Source organism: Cribrihabitans neustonicus, assembly GCF_048820895.1.
Lineage (GTDB): Bacteria > Pseudomonadota > Alphaproteobacteria > Rhodobacterales > Rhodobacteraceae > Cribrihabitans_A > Cribrihabitans_A neustonicus.
The window spans coordinates 61,098-80,319 of the sequence record NZ_JBMERQ010000012.1 but is presented as its reverse complement, the minus strand read 5'-3'; the positions used below and the strand labels follow the sequence as shown (position 1 = coordinate 80,319).

The following is a 19,222-nucleotide window of genomic DNA, read 5'->3' as shown; positions in this document are numbered from 1 at the left end:
TTCGCGAGGCGATTGGGTGTTTCTTGAACACGGTGGTGCTGCGGTCGTCGGTTGATGAGGATATGCCGTTCCGAGAGTTGTTGCGTGGTGTTCGTCGAACGGTATCGGAGGCGATCGAACATCGTGACGTTCCGTTCGAGTCGGTACTTGATGCGTTGGAGGTCGAGCGCAGCGCGTCGCACCCCCCACTCGTCCAGGCGGTGCTCTCGGCCGGCGATGCCTGGGGCGATCATCTTGCCCTCACGGACATCAAGGTCGTGCCGCTCGACATCATGCCTTCGGTCGGGAAGTCACCGATCGAGCTAACCTTCCATGATGGCGACCAGATCAAGCTTCAGTTGGCCTCCGACGGCACGCTGCTCGACCAAGAGGCCGCTGAGTCCATGCTCGGCCTCATCGTGCGGTCGCTCGAAAATCTCTGTGAAGACCATGACCAGCCAACGCTGTCGAGTACGAAGTCGATCACTAGAAGCCCGGTAGCCACGATCGCAGCGACACCGATGTCGGAGGCCGGGTTGTTCACGGAGGGGTCATCGGTGCTCGGTGCCTTCTTCCAGCACGCCGACAATCGGCCCGACCAGCCGGCAATCATCGACGGTCGTCGAACCATCAGCTACGGCGAGTTGCGGGCACGGGCGGTCGCGTGCGCAGCCGAGCTTTGTGCAAATGGCGTCGGCCCCGAACAGCCGGTTGTGCTTCAACTCGAACGTTCTGTGGAGTTCATCGTCAGCGCCCTCGGCACCATGCTCGCCGGCGGGTTGTATGTCCCCGTCGATCCTGAGGCACCCTCGGCTCGGCTCGAGCGGATTCTCGAGATTGTGCAGCCCGTCCGGCATGTAACTGCGGCTGACCTCTGGAGTGAGCGCGGCGAACAGGGGCTCGGCGGTCTCTCAGCAGGCGTTCCAATCGAGGTTGAGCGCCCTTCGACACGTTTCGCTGGCGCAACCGCAGCGTACATGATCTTCACTTCGGGCTCGACCGGTGAGCCAAAGGGGGTTGTGGTCACGCGCAACAACCTTGATGCGATGGTGCGTTCGACCGCGCGGCCGACTGCGGCAACCGCGACAGACGTGTGGGGCATGGCGCATTCGTCGGCGTTCGATTTCTCGGTGTTCGAGATGTGGCTTCCGCTCGCAACCGGCGGCGCCGTTGCCGTGCTCTCGCCACAGACGGTGCGCGATCCGAACGAGATGACCCAGGCGATCGCCGACGCCGGTATCACGGTCTTGAGCCAGACACCGAGCGCCTACGGCATGCTCGATCGCCACCCCGGGTTTGTCGAGTCGTTCGATCAAACGTCGCTCCGGCTCGTCGTGTTCGGGGGCGAGACGCTGAAGTCGGCGTTGGTGGCGCGGACCCTCGCCGCCCCGGTTCACACACCGGTGCTGCTCAACATGTACGGCATCACCGAGACGACCGTCCACGTCACGTGCCATCAAGCCGGGCCTGGCGACCTCGACCTCGATGCGGTGCGCATCGGCCTGCCGCACGACGGGATGGGCGCCGAGCTGTATTGGGAAGGCAGAGATCCGACCATCGATGGGTTCGTCGGCGAGATCTGTGTGTCGGGCATTGGTGTCACCCGTGGGTACTGGGGCGACCCGCGCACCACTGCGACCAAGTTCGTGCCCGACCCGAACGGGCCGCCGGGCGCTCGGATGTACCGCTCCGGCGACGCCGGCCGTCGGCGGGGCCGCGACGCGATCGAATACCTCGGACGCATCGATCAGCAGGTGAAGATCCGCGGGTTCCGTATCGAGATCGGCGAGATCGAAGCCGCGCTGCGTCGCGTCGCCACGGTGTCCGAAGCCGCATGCGTGGTCGAAACGATCGGTGGCTCGCCGACGCTCGTGGCCTATGTCATCGCGGCGGACCATACGTCCGCATCGGAGGACGCCACGCTCTCGTCGGAGGATCTGGCCGGGGCGCTCACGGACGACCTTCCGAGCTATATGATCCCGAGGAGCTACCGGCTGGTGTCGCGGATGCCGCTCACCGTGAACGGCAAGCTCGATCGAGACCGACTGGCGGTCGAGGCTTGGACGAGCCTCGATACCGCACCGGCGATGGCACCTTCGTCAGACGCGGAGCGCCTGCTTGCTCGGACGTGGGGGCGTCACCTCGGGCTCGATGCCGACCAGGTCTCCGTCGACCGGTCGTTCTTCGCGCTTGGTGGCGACTCGTTGTCAGCGGTGTCGATCATTGAAGAACTGATCGGCTATGGGTACGACGTCTCGACGTCGGATCTCATCTCGGCCCGCACCATTCAAAAGCTCGCCTCGACCATGGGCGAGCCGTCGGCTCCCCGCGACGCTGCGGCCCCGCCAGAACCCTTCAGCTTGGTGTCCGAGAGCGATCGCGACGCGCTTGCGAACGACTTCGGCGACGCTCTTGTCGATGCGTTCCCGACATCGGCGCTCCAGATGGCGATGATGTTCCACATGCGAACGTCGGGAACCCGCCAAGACTACCACAACGTCACCGCGTTCGAAGTTGGAAGCCGCCTGGTCGCGCGACGTCTGGTCGACGCGATCCACGGTGTGACCCAGCAATTCGACGCGCTCCGGACCTCCTTCGACCTCGCGAGCTACGCCGATCCGCTCCAGTTGATCTGGCGCAACGTCATTCCATCGGTCGCGGTGCACGACGCGGTCGCGCTCGGCCGTCCTGCGTCCGTCATCGTCGACGACTTGATGGCGTCGGAGGGGCAGGCTTCGTTCGATCCGATCACCCCGCCACTGCTGCGATGGAACATCGTGCTCGGTGAGGACCGCACGACGGTGCTGGTCACCGAGTTCCATCCGATCCTCGACGGCTGGAGCCTGCACACCGTGCTCCGCGGTGTCTTCGGTCGTTACGCGGCGAGCGCGACGAGAGGGGCGCATCCGCCCGAACAGGTCGAACCCGCCGCGTACGGCATGGCTGCGCACGTTCGACGAGAGCAGCAGGCCCGTAACGCGCCCGAGGTCGCCCGGTACTGGTCGGAACGAGTCGGTTCCATGCCCGACACAAAGGTTGGGCCGTCCCAACCGGACCCGGATCGTCGCACCATCGGCACGACCAGCCCGATTCCCGACGAAACCTGGCAGGCTGTAATCGAGGTGGCCCGCGCGCTCGACGCTCGGCCATCGTCGGTGTTCCTGGCGGTCCATCTGTCGGTGCTGTCGGCGATGACCGCGCAGCCCGTGGTCACGAGCGGCGTTGCCAACCACACCCGTCCCGACCTCCCCGGTGCGGTCGACGCGGTTGGCCTCTTTCTGAACTCTCTCCCCGTCAGCGGCGACGTCCGCCATTCGTGGGCGGACCTCGTGGCCGAGGTCGACGCCCAGATCACCTCGAACTGGGACGCGAGGATGTTGCCGCTGGTCGACGTCAAGTCCATCGCCGGGTGGAGCGACGTCCCGTTCGACGCGACCTTCAACTTCGTCGACTTCCGGGTTCTCCACGACTACGTCGACGACGAGACCGGCCTCGAGCTGCAGGGCGGACCCCACAGCGAGCCCTCGAACTTCGCCTACCAGCTCCTGATTACAGCCCCGAGGCTGCGGATCGGTGCCGACGACCGTCAGGCCAGCGTGACCTTGGAGGTCCACGCCCCGCCGTTCGAGCAGCGCACCTCGGACGAACTCGTAGCGCTCTACATGGCCGGGCTCGCCGCGCTTGTCGACGACCCAACCACATCGCCTGCTGACGCGGCCCGGTTCGAGAGCTCCGAGTTGGCGACGGTACTGGCTCGAAACGGTGTCAACGATCCCTCGCTGGTGAACCAGACCATTGTCGAGACCATCATGCACAACCTCGAGCATCTGGGAACTGCGCTTGCGGTGGTCGATGGCGACCTCGAGGCGACCTACGACGAGTTGGCGACGATGGTGGCCGCCGCTCGACAAAGGCTTGTCGACAACGGTTGCCAGCCGGGAGACGTCGTCGGACTGCGGTCGGGGCCGGGGATCGGCGCGCTCGTTTCGATCATCGCCATCTGGACGTGCCGGGCCGCGTTCGTGGTGCTCGATCCCGGATGGCCAACAAACCGCGTGAAGCAGATCGTGGTCGACTGTCGCCCCCGGTTGGTGCTGTGCGCCGCAGACGAGATGCCCGAAGACGACGATCTCCTCGCCGCCGCACCGCACCACTTGTTCGACCTCGCTTCGTTGGGAGAGGTCCCCATTGACGCCGCCCAGGCCAACCCCCCGACCGGCGACGATCTCGCCTATCTGATGTACACGTCTGGGTCGACAGGTCGGCCCAAAGGTGTTCTCGTCCCTCATCGCGGGCTCGCGAACTACATGTTGTGGTCGCTCGACGCGTACGGCTACGCCGCCGCGCAGCGGACCCCGGTCCAGTCTGCGATCAGCGCCGACCTGATCTTCCCGTCCCTGTTCGGGCCGCTGGTCGCCGGCACGACCGTCGAAGTTCTCCGGCATCGGTTCGGCGGTGTGCTCGGCCTGGCCGAGAGCCTCAATAACGGTGCTGTGTACTCGATGATCAAGGCCACACCGTCCCAGCTCGAAGTCGTCCACGACGCGGCCGCGCCGGGCGCGCTCTTCAACATCGCCACCGTCGTGGTCGGTGCCGAAGCCTGTACCCCGGCGACCGCCGAGAAGATCCGGTCGATAGTCGGCAACGAGACCCCAGTCCTCAACGAGTACGGCCCCACCGAAACCGTCGTTGGCTGCAGCACGTACCCGCTCCGAGACGCCGCCAGCGAGCGGTCGGTGCTGCCCCTCGGCGCGCCGATCGCCAACATGGCGATGTACGTGCTCGATGAACAAAACCGGCCGATGCGGCCGGGCGCCCCCGGCGAGTTGGTGATCGGTGGCGAGGGTGTGGCGTGGGGTTACCTGAACCAGCCGCGTGTCACCGCGGCCCGCTTCGTGCCGGACCCCTTTGCGGCCGAAGCGGGCAAGCGGATGTACTGCTCGGGGGATCTCGCTGCCTACTCGAGTGACGCAGAGCGCAACATCGAGTTCCTGGGCAGGATCGACGGTCAGCTCAAGATCCACGGGTACCGTGTCGAGCCGTCGGAGGTCGAGGCGATCTTGCGCGACGCGCCCGGGGTCGACGACGCCTGTGTCCACCCAGCGTCCAACGGAAGCCTGACGGCGCACCTCGCCAAGGCGCCGGACACGACGATCGATCTCGCCGTCGTCGATTCCTTCGCTGCGGAGTGGCTTCCGCGCTACATGGTTCCGTCGCGGTACTCGGTCGCCGATCACATTCCGCTCACGCCGGCAGGCAAGGTCGACTACGGCGCCCTGGGTGAACGCCGGCTCCATCGACCGGGTAGAGCACACCGAGACCCGGCTGCGGAGGTCGACCGTCGGTCGCCGTCGACCCCAGAAGGCGCCGAGGAGATCGCCGATGCCATCCGCGGTGCTTGGACCGACGCTGTCGGGTCGGCCGAGGACGGTACGGACTTCTTCTCCGCCGGTGGCAACGCCGCCAAGCTGAACGCGTTCTTTCGTTCAGTTCGCCGCCGGACGGGTTCCGACGTCGTGCCTCGCGATTGGTTCCTCGAAGCACCGACACTTACCGCAGCCATCGCCGCGGCGACTGGGAATGCAGCCCACGGGCAACCGAGACGCGGTGCGGCAACGAACTGCGCTGGCGTCATCCGCGCCGAAGAGTCCAACGAAGATCATCCCACGTCAGGAGAAAAAATCATGTCCAGCGATCTCTATGTAATCGTCGTGAACGATGAGGAGCAGTACTCGATCTGGCGCAGCGACACCCAAGCTCCCTCGGGCTGGCACACCATCGGCGACCCCCGTCCCAAGTCTGACTGTCTCGACGAGATCGAACGGCTCTGGACCGACATGCGACCAAAGAGCGTTCGCGTGGCACTCGGAGAGGCCTGATCGTTTGGTGACCTCGACACGGACGTACCCAAGCGTTGATGCCACCGCTGGCCTGTCGGCTTGCGCTCGCAGCTCCACCTACGGCGTCGGCTCGATGGCAGGGCCGCTGCAACGGGTGGCGATGCGGCCACCAGGAGCCATGCGAACCGCCGATCCGGCCCGTTGGCACTACACCAAGCCCATCGAGGCCGATGCACTCCAGTCGCAGTACGACGCGCTGGTGGGGTTGCTGGGCAAAGCCGACGTGGAGATCATGTGGATCGACGGCGACGGAGCTGACCTCGCGGACTCGGTCTTCACCTACGACCCGTCGTTCATGGCGCCCCATGGGGCGATCCTGCTACGCCCCGGCAAAGAACTCCGTCGGGGCGAGGTCGAGTTGCACGAAGCGTTCTATCGACGGTCTGGGGTGCCGATCATCGGCCGGATCGAGGCGCCCGGAACCGTCGAAGGCGGCGATCTCTTCTGGGGAACGCCCACCACCTTGCTGGCCGGGCGAGGGTTCCGAACCAACAGCAGCGGGCTCACTCAGCTGGCGGCAATTCTCGAGCCATACGGCATCGAGGTCTTGTCGTTCGGGCTGCCGTTTCACGAAGGGCCTGAGGCGTGCCTGCACCTAATGTCGCTCGTGAGTCCGCTCGACCACAACCTCGCGCTCGTGTACCTGCCGCTGCTGCCCGCACCGCTACACCAGTACCTCACCGAGTGCGGATGGGAGCTGCTCGCGGCACCCCGCAAGGAGTTCGAAGCAACCGGTGGCATGAACGTCAACGTGTTGGCGACCGGGCCTCGCCGTTGCATAGCGATTGAGGAGTGCGAGGCGACTCTCGAACTGATGCGTTCGGCAGGGTGCGAGGTGTCAACCTTTTCCGGTACCGAGCTCTGTATCCCGTGCGAGGGCGGTCCGACGTGTCTTACTCGACCGATCCTGCGGGGCTGATACGTCAGCTCGGTTCCCTGACGACAGACAAGCGTTTTGCGGAGAAGCAAGATGTCGAACTCAGAAAACGGGCATGTGCCAGACAATGACACAGACATTATGCGGCGCATCGAGATCATGGCTGCAATCTCTGAGGATCCCAACAATCTGACTCGAAGATGTTACGTTCCTGAACATCGTCAGATAAATGACCTCGTTGCGAGCTGGATGAAACAAGCTGGTATGGCCGTCCGTGAGGACGCCGTTGGAAATGTCATAGGTCGATATGAAGGCCGGACGCCGAATGCACCAGCGATCATGATTGGCAGCCACGGCGACTCCGTAGTGGACGCAGGAAAATACGATGGTCCGTTGGGTGTTTTAAGTGCCATTCAGGTTGTGCAAACTTTAAACGACCGCGGCGTCCAATTTGATAGCGCAATTGAAGTGGTTTGCTTCGCAGATGAAGAAGGAGTTCGGTATCAATCTACTTTCCTTGGCAGCCGCGCGATTGCGGGCACGTTTGATCTTGCCGTTCTGGCTCGTAAGGACAAAGACGGAATCTCGCTTGATCAGGCGATGCGTGATTTCGGGCTAAACCCTGAAAAGATCGGTGAAGCAGCACGCAAGCCAGGTGATATTCGGTGTTATCTTGAGGTCCATATCGAACAGGGACCTGTTCTCGAAGCAGAGAACCGTGCAACGGCGGCCGTAACAGCTATCGCAGGCGCAAACAGGATGACTGTAACGGTTTTCGGAGAAACAGGTGTTGCAAGTTCAGTCTCGATGAAAACAAGAAGCGACGCATTGGCTGCGGTCAGTGAAGTCGTTCTTGCCTTGGAGGCTATCGCATCGGAGTCTGAAGATACTGTCGGAACGGTTGGCCAAATCGAAGTCGTTCCCGGAGCAACAGGCACAGTTTCAGACAAAACAATTTTTTCGGTAGATTTGCGGGCCGCTCAAGACGAAGTACGTGTCAAAGCACTCGATGCTTTTCTAAAGAAGTTGGATGAGATTGGCGACAGGAGAAAAGTTTCGTTTCATGTCGACCATTCTCACAAGGCCGACGGTGTAGAATGCGCCCCATGGATGGTAGATCAAATTGAGAATGCAATGGTTGATCTGGGCAACAGCCCATTCCGATTACCTTCCGGCGCGGGCCATGATGCGGCGGCAATGGCCGAGATCACAGATGTAGGTATGATCTTTGTTCGCTGCAAAGACGGCATAAGCCACAGCCCCTTGGAACATGTAACTCGAGAGGACGCAGAGGCTGGAGCGGAACTGCTGCTTAGGGCTGTGGAAAGAATTGGAGGCTTAAAGAGCAGATAGCTTTGAGCCTGCTAATTCTGCCATCGGCCAACCTGCAGCAGCATTCATGGAATACATCATAAGACGGACTCTCGAATTCTAGAAAAGCTGTGCAATCACTTAACATAAACCGCATTATGCGCTCTTATACTTAGTGTTGCGATAGTATATTATCGTATGTATGCTGAGCCTTGTTCCAGAGAGCCGTCAGCATGCTTCACCTACTTAAGAAACTACTCCCCTCGGTCGCAGTCGCTTTGACTGTGACAAGTACTTCGATGCCGATGCCCGCCCGCGCGCAGACGTACCCGATCGATTGCGCGATCCTCCTGTGCCTGTCTGGCGGCTGGCCTGCTTCCGTGCCATGCGCCAGAGCCCGCGCCGAATTCATCCGGCGGATTACGCCCTGGCCGGTCGAACCGCCGCTTCAGATCTGGCGCTGTCCCATGGGCGCATCCTATGAAACCTCTCCTTCATCAAACAGCGCAGACCGCATCTTTGAAGCGTTCTTCCAAAACAACAGCACAGGACCGCGACAATCCTTTCCAGCGAACGATAACACTGACCCAATTGCGGTTGCGTGGCGCACCCCAGACGCCCCAGTTTACCTTGTTCCCGCCGACCAAGCCCTACAGCTCGTTCAAGATCGCGCGGACATCGATATCAGCGGACCTGAGTTCAACTTCGTACGGTCCATCCGAGTCTTCGATGTCCGGTATGCGCGACAGCACGAGTCCGGACGTGACGGCGACTGCAACCGTAGCGCCACCGTCGTCCTCGGCACATATGGGACGCAAGGTGACTTCGCCTGGCAGAGGTCTTCCATAGCCGCCCTACCAGCCGACCATGTCGGTCTCGAACGATGGGGCCAGAATTGCCCCGGTATCTATCATCGATCCGTCTTCGTCGATTGGCGCGACTACGAGGGCAACTACGGCTTTGAGCAGGTGAACTACTGACCTGCCACCGCATTGGCTTGCCACGGAACTTGGCTTCTTTGACTTGTACGACGGCACCGCGTACCCGTCGCGGTCCACAAGCAAATTGGCATTTCGGCAAACATTGCGGGTTCTCACCTCACCCGCCCTCGTCTCTTCCGATCTTCGTGAGCGCGTCGAAGTCAATTTCCAGTTTCTGTTCCGCAGTGAGATCCGGCCGGATTTCCGACACCGGCTGGGGTCCGTGGACGTCCCACATCACCGCATACCCGCCTGTACTCCAGCGATAAACCCAACCAACAATGCTGCACCCATCGGTCCCGATCAGATTGGCGATCGCGACGCCCTCACCTTTATCATCGTTCACTGTTTACTGACTTCCTGCACTGTGGCTCTGATTTTGCAGCGCGACGAGCTGCGGCGCTCGCCTGCACGGCATGCCGCGCTTTGGGGGATGGTGGCTATCTGCTCTTTGTTGAGGAGCTCATTTCACATGGGGACCCACAATGCGGAGCGTCCCAAAACTGCATTGTTCTCAAATTTTATGGTCGGGCTCCGTGGCGGCTTCGACGATCGCCAGAACCTCCGATAAGTCGAAGCCAAGCGCCCGGGACAATACGATGAACTCGACAACGTCGATCCGTCGCTGGCCACTTTCAATGCGCGCCACGAGAGACTGATGACAGTCGAGCCTGTCCGCCAAGTCTTTCTGCCCCAGACCCGCTCTATTTCGGGCCTCGACCAAAGATCGACAAAGGGCCAGATGCCCGGTACTCCAGATAGTTTTCGACACGCGCCACATACCTTTTGTGACGTCGCTAGCGGATGAAATCTGTTATCTAAAAAGTAGATATTTGAGGGTGTTATCGGCGTCTGGTTTTCACGGGCTGCTAGTCTGATGCTCCCGAGGCTGCCCATCAATCCCCTACCAATTGCAGAAATCGGCCATAGTCCTCGCTGACTTCCCGCGCTTCTTCGAAAGCGCGGGCGCGTTCGCTGTCAAGACAACGGAAGTAGCTCTGGATATCCTGGATGTAATTTTCGAAATCGCTGCGGATGATAGCCGCATAGTCCCGCGCGGCCTGCGAATCACTTGGCAGGAAAGGACGGGGCGGAGCGAAGCAGGATTCCGCCAAAACCGGCCCGGGAACGCAGATCAAAAGGGCCAGAGCTTGCAATGGGAGCAGGCATATCAACCTCGGGTTTCTCAAACCAGTTATCTCCTTGATCGCAGACACTGGCCGTGCCTAGAGTTTGAGTAACCGAGATACAGCCGTATCTGCCGCATTATATCTTGCGGTTAATAATATACTATCGTAACTCTGGGCTTCAAGTGGGAATGCCCGGGCGTTGCGCGTTTGAAGAAAGCGTGAGCCGGGCCATGAACTGGGACATCGAAGCACCAAATGTGGTTACGGAAGCACGTTTCCGCGAACTCGTGGAAAGTGGCTATAGCGCAGAAATCCTGTGCCAGGAGTCGGCACACAAGAAAGGCCCGAGTTATTACGGGGTCTGGATCATGCGTGTCGTCTCTGACGAAGGTGTCGAGAAACTGCTGGTCACCGCTCGAACCCGGACGACTTACAACGACATCAAGATCCGCGAGTTCAAAACCATCACCGGCGTGGTCTCTTTCCTCATCGGGATCGGCTTCTCCCATGCGGATGTCCCGCTCGAGGAGGGCCAGCGGACAACGCACAAGCTGGCTGCAACCGACAAGGGCAGCAGCAAGTAGCCTTCTCCTTTTCTGGTATCTCGCGGGTCCCGCAACTGCGCAGATTGTCTTGGTCATGGAGAGCGATGGCTCTCTGACCCCGTCGCGTTCTCAGGACAGCTTTGCCCGCAACTATAACGACGGTATCGGTCAGGGGTCAGCTGCTGATGAGCTGGCGATCCTCGGTGAAGATGAACCAGCTATTGAACCTGACGCGTTGCGTTTTGCAGCCCTTGCCCGTCCGGCACCCCTGCCCCGCGCCGATGTTCTGGCGGCCATCGAGGCCACCGCCCTTCGCTACGCCGGGCATCCCGGGCTTCGGCGCACGGATCTCTCGGTTCGCGATTGGCTGACCCTCTACCGCGCCAATATCGAGGTCGAGAGCGCCTACCGGCAGGATGCGATCTCAAGCGCAGGCGCCCTCGGTCTTGGCCAATTGATGCCCGCGACGGCACGCGATCTGGGTGTCGACCCGCGTGATCCGCTTCAGAACCTCGACGGCTCCGCCCGATACCTCGCGATGATGCTGGACACGTTTGGCGATCCGCGCCTGGCACTCGCGGCCTACAACGCCGGCCCGGACGCGGTCCGCCAATACGGCGGCATTCCCCCCTACAGAGGAACCCAGAAGCACGTGGCCCGAGTCATGGCCGTCGTGGCCCGATTGGAAGGATCAAATTCATGAAACACATATCTAACCTGTTTATTGCCTCGCTCGCGCTCTTCCTCCTCGTCGCAGAGCCGGCCCTCGCCCAAAGCATTGATCTCTCCCCGATCCAGAGCCTGTTGCAGGGCATTGTCGATGCGCTGACCGGTCCGCTTGGTGTTGTCATCGCAACGCTCGCCGTGCTCGGCGTCTTCTTGAGCTGGTTCTTCAACATCATCGATCTCCGCCAGGCGCTCTGGGTGCTTGTCGGCATCGCCGGTGTTGCCGCCGCTCCCACCATTGTTGCCGCGGTCTTCGCCGGTGGCTGAGCGCTCGCCCCTCTTCCTCGGCCTCGTGCGGCCGCCGAAGCTTCTGGGCCTGCCCATCATGTACGCGATGGTCTGGCTCTTCGGCTCGGTGCTGCTCTTCGTCTGGGTCCAGCACATCGCGGTGCTGGGCGTGGCCGCCCTGCTCTATCCCGTGCTTTGGAAGGCCGCCGACTGGGACCCGCGCTTCATCGACGTGATGATGACGGCGCTGCAGGAAACCCCACCGACGCGGAACCGCAGCATTCACGGCGGGGACAGCTATGCCCCGTGAAGTCGCGCTCGATCTCCGCACGATGACGCCGGAATGGTATGCGCGCGAAATCCGCCTCGCGCATATGCTGCCGTATGTCAGCCTGGTCGATGACCGGACCGTTCGGACGCGGGTGAACGAGCTCTTCCAGTGCATCCGGCTCGACGGGGTCAACAGTTACACGACGGATGATGCCTATCTCGACAAGGTGACCGCGCTCTTCGCCCGGATTGTCGCCCAGCTGGGGCCGGAGTTCAGCTACTACTGCCACAAGGTGTCCAAGGCGATCGTACCGGAACTGGAACCCGTGCGCGAGGGCAGCTTCGCAGGCGAGGTGGACCGGCTCTGGCGCAAGAAACTCGAGAGCAGCGGGTTGCGCGACAAAACCTTGACGCTCACCGTCATTCATCGCCCGCCTCCGAAAAGCGTCCTGCCCTTCCTGAACCGAGGTGCGCCGGATCGTCTGAAGGAGGCCACGCAGAAACGATTGCGTCGTTTGGGCGAGGCCGTGAGCGTGTTCCTGTCTGGCCTGACAGAGCTAAACCCGCGTGTCCTATCGGCCGAGAGCGGCGAACTCATCGGCTTTCTGGGTGCCCTCAACACCGGCCAGGAATTGCCGCTTTATCCCGCCAATACCTACGGCTTTCTGTCTTTCAACGTCGCCAATACTCGCGTGACGTTTCAAGGCGATCACTTCGAGCTTTCCGAAGGCGTGGTCGGCCATCGCTACGGCAAAAGTTTCACCATCGGGGAATACTCAGAGGGCACCTCCTGCACCATGTTCGACATGTTGAACCTGCCGGTCGACATGATCGTCACGCATTCCTTCACACCTATCAATTCGAACCTCATGGCGGGCCGCATCAAACGGCAAAAGCGCCAGATGCAGGCCAGCCAGGACGCAGCCCTCTCGCTCCTGGAAGCCCTCGACATCGCCGCCGATGATCTCGAGGCCAAGCGCCAAAGCTTCGGCGAGCACCACATGGTCGTGACAATCTTCTGCGATACGCTCGACGAGCTGCAGACGCTGAGCGCCGAGATCGTCAACGCCGCCGCCGCCGAAGGCGTGAAGATGATCGGCGAGCGGGTGGCCGCCAAGGCGCATTACCTCAGCCAACATCCCGGCAATCAGCCCAAGCGCGTGCGCGCCAGTGCCATCACCAATCGCAATTTCGCGGATTTCGCGGCGTTTCATCGGACCCAGCTCGGCAAGCCTGCCTCGAGGACGCCCTGGGGTCAGGTCATCACCTACCTGCCCACGCCCGAGCAGAGCGCATACCGGTTTTCCTATCACGAGCAAGGCAGCCCCGAGAAAGAACCCACCAGCGGGCATACACTGATCATGGGGCGGCCCGGCTCAGGCAAGTCGGCCCTCTCGGCATTCCTCATGACGCAAGCCCGTCGAGCAGGGGCGCGGATCTTCGTCTTCGATTACCGTCTCGGAATGGAGATGGCGGTCCGCGCCAATGGCGGGCGCTATGCGTCCTTGAAAGCCGGCCAACCCACCGGCCTCAACCCGCTTTGGACCGAGACCGATGCGCGCGGCACGGCATGGCTCTCGGATTGGCTCGCCACCTTGCTCTACCGTGCCGACAAGCCGCTTACGCCTGCGCAGACCAACCGCATTCAGGAAGTCGTGCGCCAAAATGCGCAGGCCACGAACCCGGCCCTGCGGAACTGGCGGGATTTCGCGTCACTGTTCGTGTCCACCGACGATGGCGGCGATCTGCACCAGCGCCTTCTCGAATGGACCGAAGAGGGCCGCTATGGCTGGACCTTCGGACAGACGCTGGAAGACACCTTCTCTCTGGAAGGCGATGTCGTCGGCTTCGATCTCACGGGAATTCTCGACAGCGAGGCCGAGAAGGAACGGATGGCCGTCCTCTCCTATCTCTTCCGCAGGGTGGAGCGCGAGATCGAGGATCGCCGCCCCACCATCATCGTGATCGACGAGGCCTGGAAGGCGCTCGACAATGCTTATTTCGCCGAGCGGCTCTCGAACTGGCTGGTGACCGCGCGCAAGCAGAACACCGTCGCGGTGATGATGACGCAATACGCCAGCCAGCTCGAGCGCACCCGGACCGGCAAGACCATCGTCGAGGCCGTGCCGACGCAAATCCTACTCCCGAACATCCGCGCCCATGCGTCCGACTACGCGATGCTGAACCTCTATGAGAAGGAACTCGACGTGCTTCTCAACACCGGCAGCGACAGCCGCCTTGCGCTCATCCGCGATGACCAAGGATCGATCGTCGTCGATGCCGATCTGAGCGCCCTCGGGCCCAATCTCACCATCCTCGGCGGCATGGAGAAGGGCGAAGCCCTCGTCGGCGCCGATTACCGCGACCGCCCGGACTTCTGGAGGCTTTCATGATCCGTATATTGTTTTTGCTTGCCACGCTCGGCGTTCTGGCTTCCTGCGCGCAGTACCAGGAACCGCAGGCCAATTGCTTCACCTTCCTGGCCTCGACGGCCCTCGTCGCGCCAGATTGCACCTTCACACCCCTCGGCGCACCGGAGGGTGCAATTGAAGTCTAGGCTGCCACATATCCTGGCGCTTTGCCTGCTGCCCGGTCTCGCCCTGTCCCAAGGTGTGCCGACCAATGACAGCGGGTTGACCGCGCGCGATATCATTGAGACCGGCGATCGCGAGGCTGACCTCGCGGTCCAGGCGGACAAGCTTGCCGTGCGCGAACTCATCGCGGAGATCGAACGGGAGCAGCTGGAAACCCTGCAACGCATCCTCGATGCCCAGACCAGCTTCGGCGGTCAGGGCTTGCCGGCGATGGTCTCGGGGCTGGAAAGCGGCAGCGGCGATCCCGACCGCTCCGTAGAGGCGGTTTATGGCACGGGAGAAATCGATCCCAATCCCGGCCGTGCGCAGATGTTCGGGGATGCTGCGGAAAACATCGAGCAGCTCATCATCCGCGTCGCGCAGGAAACCAGCGGGTTTGCCGGAGTTGGCCGGGCGGGCCTCTCCCCGGTTCAATGGCGGGCCCTCCTGCAGGCGCTCATCTGGCAGGAAAGCCGTTTCACCATCGGCGCGCACTCGCCTGTCGGGGCCTTTGGCCTTACCCAGATCATGCCGGGGACCGCCAGCGATCTCGGCATTAACCCGGAATACTACAACAGCCCCTATCTGCAGGTGCATGGCGGCGCGCGGTATCTGGCGGCCCAGCTCAACACATTCGATGGCAATGTCATCAACGCCCTCGCGGCCTATAACGCGGGGCCGGGCCGTGTGTTCGAATATGGCGGGGTGCCGCCATTCGCCGAGACACAGCACTACGTCCAGGTTATTCCAGAACGCTACAATCTCTACCTGAGCCGCATCGGCGGGATCGAAGCGCTCGGCACGATCGACCCCGCGTTGCTGGCCAATGCCAACCTCTCGATCACCGGGCACGGCGCGGCCTTTTATGGCAACAACTCCCCCGCCGCGATCCGGCAAGCCGCCCTGCGCATTGCGGACATCGTCGAGCGGATTTCCGAGACCGAAGACGTGCAGGAAAGCGTCGCGCTCAACACCTATGCGCGCGCCGAACTCGTGCGCCTCGTCGCCGCGCGTATTAGGCTTCAGGCGGCGCGGACCCGCGTTCTCTCGGCCGAAGAGCTGGCCCAGGCCAGCGCCCGTATGGCCGAAGGCACGTTCATGGATTTTACGATCAGGGAGATTGAATGATGAGACATTTGCTCATGAGAACGGCCATGGCCACGACACTTGGGATTGGCCTGCATTTCGCCACCCTCACTCCCGCCATGGCGCAAGGCGTGCCCGTCGTCGATACCCAGAACATTGCACAAAACATCCAGCAGCTCCGGCAGATGATCGAAGACGAGATCCTGCAAAACGAGCAGCTGACGCAGCTCCGCGAACAGCTTGCCACACTCACGGACCAACTCGCGGAGCTGCAACGGACCTACGAAGCCCTCACCCGTCTCGCCGAGCTTCCCGAAATCATACGCACAGAAATGGAAGACGAGTTGAACGGTCTGCTCGATCAGGAGTTCGGAGACATCCTCGCCACCATTCAAGCCATCAAGACGGGCGACTTCTCAGGACTCTCCGGCTCCGGTTCGGGCGAGATCGAAACCCAGATGGACCGGGTGTTGGCCGACCTCGGCTTTGACGACGATACGCTTTCGGAAATGGCCACCAGCGGCAATCCCGGGGCCAATCGCGTGGCCACGCAAGCCACGACCGGCGCGCTGGTCTCTGCTGCCGCCCAGAACAGTTATGACGATGCCGGCCAGTCACTGGAACGCGTGGACCGGCTCGTCGGGCTGATCGATGACATGGATGAGCTTAAGGAAAGCATCGACCTCAACACGCGCGTGACGGCGGAACTGGCCATCGCGCTCGTTGCCATGTGGCAGCTCGAAGCCGTGCAGACCGTGGGTGATGGCACCGGCGGCGTGATCGATGCCGCCACCATTGCCGAAGAGCAGCGCTTCATGAATTTCACGTTACCAGACCTCCGAGCAGACTGATCGTGGGGGCATGACGGGTGGCGACTGAACAAGAAATCATCGAAGAAGAGCTGGTCTATGGTGCCCTGCGCCGCGAACGGCTCTGGCAGCGCCTTGGGCTCATCGGGCTCATCTTCGGCATTCTCGGATGCCTGAGCGCGGCGGCTGTCGCGATCCTGGATGTCGATCCGCCGCCTGTGGTCGTGCCCTATGATCCTGCAACCGGCTTCGCACTCCCCGAGGCCTCGGTGGGAGCGACGTCGGTCACAGCCAACCAAGCGGTCATTGAGGCGGAGGTCTTCCGCTATGTGACCGACCGAGAGGTCTATAACCAGCTCGACAATGATCTTCGTATCCGCAGTGTTCTGCGTCGCTCGGACGGGGCGGCCGAGAGCGGGTTGCGCCAGATCTGGAACAGCGCCAACGAGAATTACCCGCCAACGGTCTATGGCCCAAATGCCCGGCTGGATGTGGAAATCCTCAGCATCAACCGGATCGGCACAAACCGCGCCACGGTCCGCCTGCGCAAGCGCTTGACCTCCATCAATGGCGTTCAAACCGGGCTTTTCACCGCCACGCTTCTCTTCGAGTTTCGCCCCGAGACCCGCCGCTCCATCGATGAGGTCTGGACCAATCCTTTTGGCTTCACGGTCCTCGAATATTCCATCCGCTCCGACAGATTGGAGAACTAGTTTGATCAGTAAGTTCTTTGTTGCTGGCCTATTTTCCCTGCTGCCAGTCCTTGCCTTCGCGGAAGCCATTCCGCGCGGTGGCCCCAATGACAGCCGCGTGCGCTTGGCTACCTATCAGGAAGGTCAGGTCTATCGACTGAATGTCTCGCTCACCCATGTGACCACGATCGAGTTCGGCGAGGGAGAAAGCATCCGCTCAATCATCGCAGGGGACACAGAGGGCTTCGAGATCGACGGCGTGCCGGGCGGGCAAGCCTTCGCGATCAAGCCCGTCGCGCGCGGTGTCCATACCAATGTGACTGTCTATACCAACCGCCGCAGCTACTACTTTAATGTCCAGGAGACCCGCAGCCCGACTTTCTACGTCGTGCAGTTCCGCTACCCCGAGGACAATGCGCGGCCCGCGCGGGACATCGCAGCCCAAGCGCCGAACTACAACTACGGTGCCAGCGCACGTACCGAGTTTACCCCGACTCGCGTCTGGGATGACGGGACCTTTACGTATTTCGAGTTCCCGCGGAACGCACCGGTACCTGCGATCTTTCGCTACACGAATGGTCGCGAGCGGACGGTCAACACCCAAGCGACCAGGGACGGCGTGATCCGGGTCTCCGGGGTGAATGGGCAATGGGTTCTACGAATCGGTGACGAGGTGGCTTGCATTGAGGCCACACCACCTGCGGGGGTAGGCTCATGAGCGATACTGGAAATGCGGACCTCGAGAAACGCCTCGCTGCTCTCGAACAAGGCAAGGGCGCAAGTTCGCCCCCTGCCCCGCGACGCTCGCCGTTGCTCGCTCTGGTCGTCGTCCTCGTGATCGGTGCCGGCGGTGCATTGCTCTATCTCCTCTCCCAACCCGAGGAAGAGGAAGCCCTGCCCACGGCCACGCCAGACGTGTTCCAGAACGAGGGCGACGGGTTCGGCGCCATCGAAACCCTTCCCCCACCGGAGCCCGAAGTCGTTCTGGTCGCACCGGAACCGGTGGAACCGAACGCCGAGCTTTTGGCACAACTCGCCGCCCTTCAGGCGCAGATCGAGGAGTTACGCAACGCGCCCGAACCGGTGGTCGAGGAAGACACGGCGGCCGCAGAAGCCATCGATGCGCTGTCAGCCCAGATCGCCGCCTTGCAAGCCGCGTCGGAAGCCGCGCAGCAGCAGTTTCGCGATGAGCTCACGGCGCGCGATCGCGAGTTGGAGCAGCTCCGCATGGACCTCGAACTTGCGCAACTCGAAGCCAATCGCCCTGCCCCCGCGCCCTTTGGCCCAACTGAGGACGAGTTGCGGGCGCGGGAAGAGTTGCGGGCGCGGGAAGAGGAACGGCTGCGCCGCGAGGAGGAGGCACGACGGCTCGCGGAACTTGAGCGCCGCGCGGCCGAGGAACGAGCATTTCAGGAGCGCCGCATCACCTCGCCCACCATCGCCTTTGGCGGCACCTCAGGCGCAAATGAAACCGCGCTGACCGAGCGCACCTTTGGCGAAGTGACGGATTTTGTTCTAAACGGTGCGTTGCCCACGTCGGTGACGCAAGCCGAGGTCATCGCCAACCCGTCCAACACGGTTCTACAGGGCACGATGATCCAGGCCGTGATGGAAACCGCTCTCGACAGTTCACTGCCCGGCCAGACCCGTGCCGTCGTTTCCGAAGATGTCTACAGCTTCGACGGCTCTCGTCTCCTGATCCCGCGCGGGTCCCGCCTGATCGGGCGGTATCGTTCGGGGGTCGATATCGCGCAGCGCCGGGTCACGATCGCCTGGGACCGGATCATCCTGCCTGACAATCAAACCATCCAGATCAGTGCCTTCGGCGGTGATGAGTTGGGCCGCTCGGGCGTGACCGGCTTTGTCGACACGCGCTTCGATGAGCGTTTCGGCTCAGCAGCGCTGATTTCTCTGATCTCCGCCGCACCAAATGCTGCCGCCGCAAACGTCCAGGACGAGACCGCCGCAGATGTGCTCGAAGACGTGGGCGATGATCTTGCCGATGCCACGGACAGTGTGATTGGCGATTACCTCTCCATCGGACCGGTCATCTATGTCGACCAAGGCGCGCGCGTCACGGTGATGGTCGACCGCGACCTGGAGATATTCTGAGCCC

18 protein-coding genes are annotated in these 19,222 nt (G+C 62.1%); 15 read left to right on the top strand and 3 right to left on the bottom strand.

What is annotated here, in order from left to right; genetic code table 11:
* The first annotated feature begins 11 nt into the window (after positions 1-11).
* The 4 genes from ACOHWE_RS17675 to ACOHWE_RS17660 all read left to right on the top strand — a co-directional run bounded on the left by ACOHWE_RS17675 (position 12) and on the right by ACOHWE_RS17660 (position 9,047).
* Positions 12-5,858, top strand: coding sequence for an amino acid adenylation domain-containing protein (locus ACOHWE_RS17675; protein WP_420668053.1), 5,847 nt, complete (start codon positions 12-14; stop codon positions 5,856-5,858).
* Positions 5,859-5,997: 139 nt separating this feature from the next.
* Positions 5,998-6,798 (top strand): dimethylarginine dimethylaminohydrolase family protein, encoded by an 801-nt coding sequence (locus ACOHWE_RS17670; protein ID WP_420668050.1) that lies wholly within the window; start codon positions 5,998-6,000, stop codon positions 6,796-6,798.
* Between the two features lie 51 nt (positions 6,799-6,849).
* A complete protein-coding gene (locus ACOHWE_RS17665; protein WP_420668049.1) occupies positions 6,850-8,109 on the top strand; it encodes an allantoate amidohydrolase in 1,260 nt (419 codons plus the stop codon).
* Between the two features lie 191 nt (positions 8,110-8,300).
* Positions 8,301-9,047, top strand: coding sequence for a hypothetical protein (locus tag ACOHWE_RS17660; RefSeq protein WP_420668048.1), 747 nt, complete (start codon positions 8,301-8,303; stop codon positions 9,045-9,047).
* A gap of 118 nt (positions 9,048-9,165) precedes the next feature.
* On the opposite strand, the gene ACOHWE_RS17655 is transcribed toward ACOHWE_RS17660, so the two are convergent.
* The 3 genes from ACOHWE_RS17655 to ACOHWE_RS17645 form a co-directional block, all read right to left on the bottom strand.
* Positions 9,166-9,393: a hypothetical protein gene (locus ACOHWE_RS17655; protein WP_420668047.1), complete on the bottom strand. Its 228-nt coding sequence runs from the start codon at positions 9,391-9,393 to the stop codon at positions 9,166-9,168.
* A 168-nt stretch (positions 9,394-9,561) separates the two neighbouring features.
* A complete protein-coding gene (locus tag ACOHWE_RS17650; protein ID WP_095589388.1) occupies positions 9,562-9,819 on the bottom strand; it encodes a helix-turn-helix domain-containing protein in 258 nt (85 codons plus the stop codon).
* Between the two features lie 124 nt (positions 9,820-9,943).
* On the bottom strand, positions 9,944-10,195 hold the full coding sequence (locus tag ACOHWE_RS17645) for a hypothetical protein (protein ID WP_133358606.1): 252 nt from the start codon (positions 10,193-10,195) through the stop codon (positions 9,944-9,946).
* 212 nt (positions 10,196-10,407) lie between these two features.
* Between ACOHWE_RS17645 and ACOHWE_RS17640 the strand changes: the two genes are divergently transcribed.
* Genes ACOHWE_RS17640 through ACOHWE_RS17590 form a run of 11 tightly spaced genes read left to right on the top strand, consistent with a single transcriptional unit; the run spans position 10,408 to position 19,218 of the window.
* A complete protein-coding gene (locus ACOHWE_RS17640; protein ID WP_012187321.1) occupies positions 10,408-10,761 on the top strand; it encodes a hypothetical protein in 354 nt (117 codons plus the stop codon).
* A 43-nt stretch (positions 10,762-10,804) separates the two neighbouring features.
* The gene (locus ACOHWE_RS17635; RefSeq protein WP_420668052.1) at positions 10,805-11,425 is read left to right on the top strand and encodes a lytic transglycosylase domain-containing protein; all 621 of its coding nucleotides are present in this window, start codon (positions 10,805-10,807) and stop codon (positions 11,423-11,425) included.
* Positions 11,422-11,715 (top strand): TrbC/VirB2 family protein, encoded by a 294-nt coding sequence (locus ACOHWE_RS17630; protein WP_035252599.1) that lies wholly within the window; start codon positions 11,422-11,424, stop codon positions 11,713-11,715. Before ACOHWE_RS17635 ends, ACOHWE_RS17630 begins: the two co-directional genes overlap by 4 nt.
* Positions 11,708-11,986: a VirB3 family type IV secretion system protein gene (locus ACOHWE_RS17625; RefSeq protein ID WP_008327373.1), complete on the top strand. Its 279-nt coding sequence runs from the start codon at positions 11,708-11,710 to the stop codon at positions 11,984-11,986. The genes ACOHWE_RS17630 and ACOHWE_RS17625 overlap by 8 nt, the downstream gene beginning before the upstream one ends.
* Positions 11,976-14,339 carry a VirB4 family type IV secretion/conjugal transfer ATPase gene (locus tag ACOHWE_RS17620; RefSeq protein WP_420668046.1) on the top strand — a complete coding sequence of 788 codons (2,364 nt, stop codon included), beginning with the start codon at positions 11,976-11,978 and terminating at the stop codon, positions 14,337-14,339. The genes ACOHWE_RS17625 and ACOHWE_RS17620 overlap by 11 nt, the downstream gene beginning before the upstream one ends.
* A complete protein-coding gene (locus ACOHWE_RS17615) occupies positions 14,336-14,503 on the top strand; it encodes a hypothetical protein (RefSeq protein WP_420668045.1) in 168 nt (55 codons plus the stop codon). Before ACOHWE_RS17620 ends, ACOHWE_RS17615 begins: the two co-directional genes overlap by 4 nt.
* Positions 14,504-14,558: 55 nt before the next feature.
* Entirely contained in the window at positions 14,559-15,647 is a 1,089-nt protein-coding gene (locus ACOHWE_RS17610) for a lytic transglycosylase domain-containing protein (protein WP_420668044.1), read from the top strand.
* Positions 15,647-16,456: a type IV secretion system protein gene (locus ACOHWE_RS17605; RefSeq protein WP_420668043.1), complete on the top strand. Its 810-nt coding sequence runs from the start codon at positions 15,647-15,649 to the stop codon at positions 16,454-16,456. The genes ACOHWE_RS17610 and ACOHWE_RS17605 overlap by 1 nt, the downstream gene beginning before the upstream one ends.
* Positions 16,457-16,473: 17 nt before the next feature.
* Entirely contained in the window at positions 16,474-17,127 is a 654-nt protein-coding gene (locus ACOHWE_RS17600; RefSeq protein WP_420668042.1) for a VirB8 family type IV secretion system protein, read from the top strand.
* Between the two features lies 1 nt (position 17,128).
* A complete protein-coding gene (locus ACOHWE_RS17595; RefSeq protein WP_420668041.1) occupies positions 17,129-17,824 on the top strand; it encodes a TrbG/VirB9 family P-type conjugative transfer protein in 696 nt (231 codons plus the stop codon).
* Positions 17,821-19,218, top strand: coding sequence for a TraB/TrbI/VirB10 family type IV secretion system protein (locus ACOHWE_RS17590; protein WP_420668040.1), 1,398 nt, complete (start codon positions 17,821-17,823; stop codon positions 19,216-19,218). The genes ACOHWE_RS17595 and ACOHWE_RS17590 overlap by 4 nt, the downstream gene beginning before the upstream one ends.
* The last annotated feature ends 4 nt before the right edge of the window (positions 19,219-19,222 follow it).